Source organism: Rheinheimera hassiensis (genome assembly GCF_022436675.1).
Lineage (GTDB): Bacteria > Pseudomonadota > Gammaproteobacteria > Enterobacterales > Alteromonadaceae > Alishewanella > Alishewanella hassiensis.
The window spans coordinates 1-245 of sequence record NZ_JAKUJZ010000064.1; the positions used below are offsets into that span (position 1 = coordinate 1).

1 protein-coding gene is annotated in these 245 nt (G+C 39.2%); it reads right to left on the reverse strand.

The window, feature by feature from the left end; all coding sequences use genetic code 11:
- On the reverse strand, window positions 1-245 hold a 245-nt coding region (locus MJX74_RS21660; RefSeq protein ID WP_240225088.1), incomplete at both ends, for a transposase.

The window sequence follows — 245 nt, forward strand, 5'->3', positions numbered from 1 at the left end:
GGCTCTAACGATATCTTGATAGTAAAAATTAAGATCCATCGTGACCGTTTTAACGTTGGCTCTAGCTTGGGGTGAGAAACGACCAAAATATTTAAGCAGGGTCTTCTTATAGCGTGTTCTAAGAATCTGAACGACTTGATGATTGTCACCATTTAAACAGATAAAGTGCAGCTGACGATCAACGCCCTTGAACTCATCAAAAGCTAAATGAGCTGGCAAGTATTCATAGCTGTCAAGAAAATGAT